This is a genomic window from Nocardia sp. NPDC049707 (assembly GCF_040674855.1).
Taxonomy (GTDB): Bacteria; Actinomycetota; Actinomycetes; order Mycobacteriales; family Mycobacteriaceae; genus Nocardia.
The window spans coordinates 127628-134223 of record NZ_JBFANN010000016.1; the positions used below are offsets into that span (position 1 = coordinate 127628).

Sequence of the window (6596 nt, forward strand, 5' to 3'; positions counted from 1 at the left end):
CTCGGCCCGCCGGGTAATCACCAGATCTTGACGCGCTGCGCGGGTTCCAGATACAGCTCGTCGCTCGGCTGTACGTCGAAGGCCTCGTGGAAGCTGTCGATATTGCGAACCACCGCATTGCAACGGAACTCGGGCGGCGAATGCGGGTCGGTGGCCAGGCGGCGAATGGCCTCCTCGGTGCGGGCCTTGGTCCGCCACACCTGTGCCCAGCCGTAGAAGACGCGCTGCAGACCGGTGAGACCGTCGATGACCGGCGCCTGCTTATCTTCGAGCGAAATCCGGTAGGCGGCCAGGGCAATGGACAACCCGCCGAGGTCGCCGATGTTCTCGCCGATGGTGAATTCGCCGTTGACGGTGTGGTCGTCGGATAGTGCCTTCGGCGAGAGCACGCTGTACTGGTCGATCAAAGCCTTTGTGCGCTTACCGAATTCGGCGCGGTCGGCATCGGTCCACCAGTCGACCATATTGCCGTCGCCATCGTACTTGGCGCCCTGATCGTCGAAACCGTGACCGATCTCGTGGCCGATCACCGCACCGATACCGCCGTAGTTGGCGGCATCGTCGGCGTGCATATCGAAGAACGGCGGTTGCAGAATCGCCGCGGGGAAGACGATTTCGTTCATGCCCGGGTTGTAGTAAGCGTTCACCGTCTGCGGTGTCATGAACCATTCGGCACGATCGACCGAACCGCCGAGCTTGTTCAGATCACGATCGTGTTCGGCGGCATAGCCGCGCCGATAGTTGCCGACCAGGTCGGACGGGACGATGACGATCATGGAGTAGTCGCGCCACTTGTCCGGGTAGCCGATCTTGGGGGTGAACTTCTCCAATTTGGCCAGCGCGGCCGCCCTGGTATCCGGCCCCATCCAGTCCAGCTCGGCGATATTGCGGCGATAGGCCTCCTGTAGGTTGGCGACCAGCTCGACCATCCGCGCCTTGGCCTCCGGCGGAAAGTGTTCGGCAACATACAGTTTGCCGACCGCCTCACCGAGCAGATCCTGCACCAGCGAAACACCGCGCTTCCAGCGTTCCCGGTTCTCCTGCGCGCCGGTCAGGGTGCGGCCGTAGAAGTCGAAATTCTCCTCGACGATCGGATCGGTGAGATAGGCCGCCCGCGAACGCAGCAGCCGCCACATCGCCCATGCCCGCCAGTCCGCGAGCGGTTCGGCCGCCCAGGTCTGGGCGAAGGTGCGCACGTAATCCGGCTGGCGCACAACCAGTTCGGCGAACAGATCGGGGCCCGATGGCGAGATCCCCTCGGCGAGCGCGGCAGTCCAGGCGTGCCAATCGAATTCCGGATGCTCGGCGACCAGGGCGTCGAAGGTGGTGAGGTTGTAGCTCAACTCGGCATCGCGGCGCCGCACCACATCCCAGTGTCCGGCCGCGAGCTTGCGCTCCAATTCGAAGATCCGCTGTCCGACCGTTGCGAGGTCGGCGGGCAGCAGGGCCGCGATCTGCGGTTCGGCGGCGGCCAATGTGAACATCCGGCCGATGTGCTGGATGTATTCGGCCCGGATCGCGGCGAATTCGTCCTGCCGGTAGTAGGACTCGTCGGGCAGTCCGATCCCGGACTGGGTGGCGTGCACCAGATACCGGTTGGAATTCTTATCGTCGGTATCGACGTAGAAGCTGAGCGCGCCGCCGATACCGGTGCGTTGCAGGCGACCCAATAGCGCGGCGAAGGCACTGCGATCAGCGACCTCATGGATCTCGGTGAGTTCCCCCGCGATGGGCGCCAGCCCCAGGGCAGCCACCGTGTCGGTGTCCATGAAGCTCGAGTACAGATCGCCGATCTTGCGCGCGTCACTGCCGTGCTCCGGCGCCGAGTCCGCGGCCTGCCGGATGATCGTCTGCACATCCAGCTCCGCCTGGTCGTACAGCGTCCGGAAGGCGCCGTCGACCGCACGATCCGCAGGTATCTCATAGGTATCCAGCCACCCGCCGTTGACATGGACGAACAGATCGTCCTGCACGCGTACGGCGTGGTCGAGGTGCGAGAGATCGATACCGGAGGGACTGCTCAGATCGGAGGTCACGATCTCCAGTATGCAGAGCTGGGACGCGGGCCGCCGTCGCCGAGGTAGGCCCCGGCCGCACGAACGGCCGGGGTGGTGCCGTCAGACGGGCACGATGACGCGATCGAATTCACCGTCGCGCGCGCCGGCGGTGAACGCATCCCACTCTTCGGGGGTGTAGGAGAGGGTGATATCGCCGTGGCGCAGGGTGGCGCTGCCATCGGCGCAAGTGTCTGCGATCAGCTCGTTATGCGATCGGCCGCTGTTGAGTAGGTGGATGAACGATGTCCAAAGGCTCGCGGTGACGGTGATGACGGGCTCTTCAGCGGGGCGGTTGGCCGGGTTGCGGCGGTATTTGCTGTCACGGATGAGCACCACGTCACCATCGAACCGGACCTCGACGCATTGATTGCCGTTGTTCGATCGACTCGACGTGAACCAGTCAGAAAAAACCGACCGGCGGGTAGCGGTGGTGGCCATGGGCAGGATTTTACACTCGTGCATACCTGCTGATCAGGGCCAATGATGCTGCACGATTCAACGATTGTTCCAGTGCGCGAACATAAGCGAAGCTCAAATCGCGCACCTGTTCCGGATCGTCGACCGCTCCGCCGAAGACCGCGCTCTCGGCCCATGCGAAGGTCGGCAACTGTTCGCCGGCGAAGTCGATCAGGTGGAAGCTGGACCCGCCGAGCACCGCACCCGCCCGCGCCGCGAACGGGATGACGCGCACCTCGATATTGTCGAGCTGCTCGATCGACTTGGCCAGATACTCCAACTGTCCGCGCAGCACCTCCGGCCCGCCGGTCTGTTGCAGCAGCGTGCCCTCGCCGATGACCGCGGTCAGCTCGACCGGTTTCTTGCCGCGCAACCGCTCCTGCCGCCGCATCCGGATGGCTACCAGTTGCTCGACCTGAACCGGCCGGATCATCACATCGGCACTGATGAGCGCCCGTGCATAGTCCTCGGACTGCAGCAGACCCGGGAAAACCAAACTGTCATAGCTGCGAATGCTCTGCGCGCCGTACTCCATGCCGTACAGCCGCTGCAGTTCCGGACCGATCAGTGCCGACGATTTGGCCCACCAGCCGCGCTGCTTACTCGCCTCGAGCAGGGTCAGCAATTCCGCGCGTTCCTCGGCGTCCACCTCGAGCAGTTCGAGTACCGGGCCGATGGTGTTCGTGGTGAGCACCCGTCGCCCCTTCTCGACATGCGACCAATTGGCCGGGGTGAATCCGACCCGCTTGGCGAAGGTGGCCGAATCGAAGCCGCGCACTTCGCGCAATTCGCGCAGGCGCAGCACCAGCTCCCAGCGAGCGACGGTCGGCGAAACGGGTGCCATGGCCCGAGATGGTACGCCGGAATCCCCGGCGTGTGACTATTGTCATGGAACTTGTGCGGGTTTACTGTCGATTCCAGCGGCAACTTCGGTTTTCACGTCGATCCACTCAGAGTCGAGGCGAGGTTCGTCATGAGTACGTCGCGCATGGAATCGCGTAGCTACCTGGCAGCCCAGCATTTCACGGCGGCCCAGGACGCATTAGCGCGCTGTCGCCGCTATCGCAAGGACAACGGTCTGTACGGGGTCGTTGATCCGGCACTCGGACGAATCCTGTTGGAAATCGGCGCGGTCGGTGCGGTCGTCATGCCCGCCGCACTCGGCAAGCGGGTACGCGCCCACCTCCTGGCCACCTCCGGGCAGACCGGACCGATCATCGCGCATCCGCGGTCGGACCGGTGGTCCTTCCTGACCGGCCCAACCGATAACTCATACCTGGATATGACGCTGTTTCCGGAGTTGTTCCGGATCTGCGCGTCGGTAGCGCTGCCGGGTAGCCGGATCGTGCTGCCATCACCGACCGATGAGCAGAGCGGCTACCGGATCTGGATCGCACCGCCGGAGGGCGACTACCGCCCGGAACTCGGCGATGTCATCGCCGCCACCCGCACGTGCGCGAGCAGCGGCCGCCGGTCGGTCGCCAAGGGCCTCAGGGGTGTTGTCAACGGGTCGGGCGTGGAGTGACTGTCACGCTGTAGCTCTGCTCGATACTGTGCTGCCACTTGTCCCGGCACTCGTTGAGCTTGGTCTGATCGTTGCCCGCCTTCTGCACGCAGTCCAGATAGTCCTTACCGCCGGAGTCGACGAAGAAATGCCAGCCGACAATGCTGATCACGATCGCGGCGACCAGTGAGAGCACACCCAGGATCAATCCGGTGGCCGCCATCCCGGTACCGCCCGCACTCCCGGAACGGATCTTGACCAGCGCGATGATGCCGAAGATCAACGCGAAGAAGCCGAACAGATAGCCGCCGATCAGCGTCCAACAAGTCAGGAATCCGAGAATGCCGAGCACCAGTGCGGTGATCGCCATGCCCTTGCGCTTCGGGGATTCCTGCCAGTAGTTCGGCTGCCCCTGATCCGGTGGCGGCGGGTACTGACCCGGTGGCGGCGGGTACTGACCCGGTGGTGGATATTGCGCCATGGGGCTTCCTCTCAGCCGCTGAGCGGGATGTCGATGCCGAACACGCTACGTCGAGCCGAGCCGCGCGTGCATCTCCCAGACCAGGATCTCCGCGGGCCCGTTGGCGATCACCCGCTGGCCACCCGATCTGGTCAGGCGCACGGCGTCACCTGCGTACAGCGGACCGACGCCCTCCATCTCCACCTCGCCCCTGGCGACGAACAGATGCAGATACGGCGCGTCCGGTAGGTCGATCGCCTCTTCGGTTTCCCCGCTACCCGCCAGCCGCGCCACATGCATCGCCGAATGGCTGCTACCGATGGCGATCGCGGTGCGATCGCGGTAGCGCGGCAGGCCGGAGGCCACGGTCACCAGGGTGCCGCGGGCCAATTCGTCGTCGATCTCCAACTGCTGATATCCGGGCTCCCGACCCGGTTCGTCCGGCACCACCCACATCTGCACGAAATGGACCGGTTCATCGTGTTCGGTACCGCGGTCCAGGCGCCAGGAGTCGTTCTTCTCCGAATGCAGGATTCCGGTGCCCGCACTCATCCGCTGTGCCAGACCGGGATAGATGACGCCGCTGTGCCCGAGCGAATCCTGGTGCACCAGGGAGCCGCCGAGCACCCAGGTCACGATCTCCATATCCCGGTGCGGATGGGTTTCGAAGCCCTGACCAGGGGAAACAATATCCTCGTTATTGACGAGCAGCAGCCCGTGATGGGTGTTGTCCGGATCGTAGTGCTCCCCGAAGGAGAACGAGTGCTTCGAATCCAGCCAGGACACGCGCGTTTTCATGCGATCGCCGCCGCGATGGACATCGATGTGGGGTGTCGTGAGTGTGGACATCATGGCCCTCCTCTCAGGACCGTGCACCGATCAGCTTTCAGGGTAGGAGCACTTACGACGCGGTACTCCGATTTCCTAGTAAGTTGTCCTGCACTCGGCAGTTTACGCGAGCCGATCTTTGCGAGTGACCTGCGAGCAGTCACCAGCGGCCGACGGTTGAACGGCAAGCGCGCAGTACCGACCGGTTGGGCGAACCTACGGTCGGCACGGCCCAGCACCGAGCGACAGGGCCTGAACGTGCGCACGGCGGATTCATAACATCATGTGCCACAACGGAATCGGAGGCGACGAACGAATGCGAACCGAGGTGCTCGCACACATCGAACGGCAACTCCGCGATGCGGCACAGCGCGACGGCATCAGCGATTTCGTCGTCGGTGTCGCGGTATTCCGCGATCGCAAACTCCTGGTGGTGCGCCGCGTACCGGACGACTACCACGGCGGCATGTACGAACTGCCCGGTGGCGGAGTCGAATCCGGGGAAACCCTGGCCCAATGCGTGGCGCGGGAACTGTTCGAAGAGACCGGGCTGCGCGTCCGCGCCATCACCGAGTTCCTCGGCGACTTCGACTACGCCACCAGGACCAAGCCCCGAGTGCGCAAGTACAGCTTCATCGTCGAGGTGGAACCGGGCGCGGTCGCGCTGGCCCCAGGCGAACACGACGCCTTCGCCTGGATAGATGCCGCGACATTGGCAGATCTGCCGATGGCGCCGGATATGCGCGAGACAATCAGTACTTTGGTCAACTGTGTTTGAACCGTGACACGCCCATATTCTCAACCGCCACGGAGCGAGTCTTACAAGCGATGAGTTCGCGGCCGGCCCGCATGCAAGTTGTCGAAGCACACACGCCACAAGCACCGAACTCCACCGCCCAACGCACACACATAAAGCGCCGAACACCCCACCCACAACGACCACCACCGAGCAAGCCCCACAAGCGATGAGTTCGCAGCCGACCCACACCCAAGTCATCGAACACACACGCCACAAGCACCGAACTCGACCGCCCAGCGCGTACACAAGGGCGCCGAACGCCCCGCCCTAAACGACCACAACGGAGCGAGTCTTACGAGCGACCCGTTCGCGACCCATCTCGCGTCCAAGCACATGCACCACGCACGAGTCTCGACGCGCGCACCAGGTGCCGAACGCCCCGCCCTAAACGACCACAACGGAGCGAGTCTTACGAGCGACCCGTTCGCGGCCCGTCTCGCGTCCGAGTCGTCGAAGCGCATGCGCCGCAGGCGCGAGTCTCGACGGCTCGGA

7 protein-coding genes are annotated in these 6596 nt (G+C 64.1%); 2 read left to right on the forward strand and 5 right to left on the reverse strand.

Annotated elements, in window-relative coordinates; genetic code table 11:
- Positions 1 to 17: 17 nt before the first annotated feature.
- From AB0J29_RS17025 to AB0J29_RS17035, 3 genes are all read right to left on the reverse strand, one after another.
- On the reverse strand, positions 18 to 2036 hold the full coding sequence (locus AB0J29_RS17025) for a M13 family metallopeptidase (protein ID WP_364786217.1): 2019 nt from the start codon (positions 2034 to 2036) through the stop codon (positions 18 to 20).
- 81 nt (positions 2037 to 2117) lie between these two features.
- Complete coding sequence (locus AB0J29_RS17030; protein ID WP_364786220.1) at positions 2118 to 2495, reverse strand: DUF397 domain-containing protein; 378 nt, start codon at positions 2493 to 2495, stop codon at positions 2118 to 2120.
- Between the two features lie 10 nt (positions 2496 to 2505).
- A complete protein-coding gene (locus AB0J29_RS17035) occupies positions 2506 to 3357 on the reverse strand; it encodes a Scr1 family TA system antitoxin-like transcriptional regulator (RefSeq protein ID WP_364786223.1) in 852 nt (283 codons plus the stop codon).
- A 129-nt stretch (positions 3358 to 3486) separates the two neighbouring features.
- Between AB0J29_RS17035 and AB0J29_RS17040 the strand changes: the two genes are divergently transcribed.
- On the forward strand, positions 3487 to 4038 hold the full coding sequence (locus AB0J29_RS17040) for a hypothetical protein (protein WP_364786226.1): 552 nt from the start codon (positions 3487 to 3489) through the stop codon (positions 4036 to 4038).
- On the opposite strand, the gene AB0J29_RS17045 is transcribed toward AB0J29_RS17040, so the two are convergent.
- Positions 4016 to 4498 (reverse strand): DUF4190 domain-containing protein, encoded by a 483-nt coding sequence (locus AB0J29_RS17045; protein ID WP_364786229.1) that lies wholly within the window; start codon positions 4496 to 4498, stop codon positions 4016 to 4018. The two genes, AB0J29_RS17040 and AB0J29_RS17045, sit on opposite strands and share 23 nt — an antisense overlap.
- A gap of 45 nt (positions 4499 to 4543) precedes the next feature.
- Positions 4544 to 5326, reverse strand: a complete 783-nt coding sequence (locus AB0J29_RS17050) for a pirin family protein (protein ID WP_364786276.1) — start codon at positions 5324 to 5326, stop codon at positions 4544 to 4546.
- A gap of 295 nt (positions 5327 to 5621) precedes the next feature.
- Here AB0J29_RS17050 and AB0J29_RS17055 point away from each other — a divergent pair, with 295 nt between their 5' ends.
- The gene (locus AB0J29_RS17055) at positions 5622 to 6083 is read left to right on the forward strand and encodes an NUDIX domain-containing protein (protein ID WP_364786232.1); all 462 of its coding nucleotides are present in this window, start codon (positions 5622 to 5624) and stop codon (positions 6081 to 6083) included.
- Positions 6084 to 6596: the final 513 nt, after the last annotated feature.

Excerpts from the sequence above, each read along its gene's own strand:
- AB0J29_RS17030 (WP_364786220.1), bottom strand. The coding sequence starts at position 2,495 with ATGGCCACCACCGCTACCCGCCGGTCGGTTTTTTCTGACTGGTTCACG.
- AB0J29_RS17035 (WP_364786223.1), bottom strand. The coding sequence starts at position 3,357 with ATGGCACCCGTTTCGCCGACCGTCGCTCGCTGGGAGCTGGTGCTGCGC.
- AB0J29_RS17040 (WP_364786226.1), top strand. The coding sequence starts at position 3,487 with ATGAGTACGTCGCGCATGGAATCGCGTAGCTACCTGGCAGCCCAGCAT.
- AB0J29_RS17045 (WP_364786229.1), bottom strand. The coding sequence starts at position 4,498 with ATGGCGCAATATCCACCACCGGGTCAGTACCCGCCGCCACCGGGTCAG.
- AB0J29_RS17050 (WP_364786276.1), bottom strand. The coding sequence starts at position 5,326 with ATGTCCACACTCACGACACCCCACATCGATGTCCATCGCGGCGGCGAT.
- AB0J29_RS17055 (WP_364786232.1), top strand. The coding sequence starts at position 5,622 with ATGCGAACCGAGGTGCTCGCACACATCGAACGGCAACTCCGCGATGCG.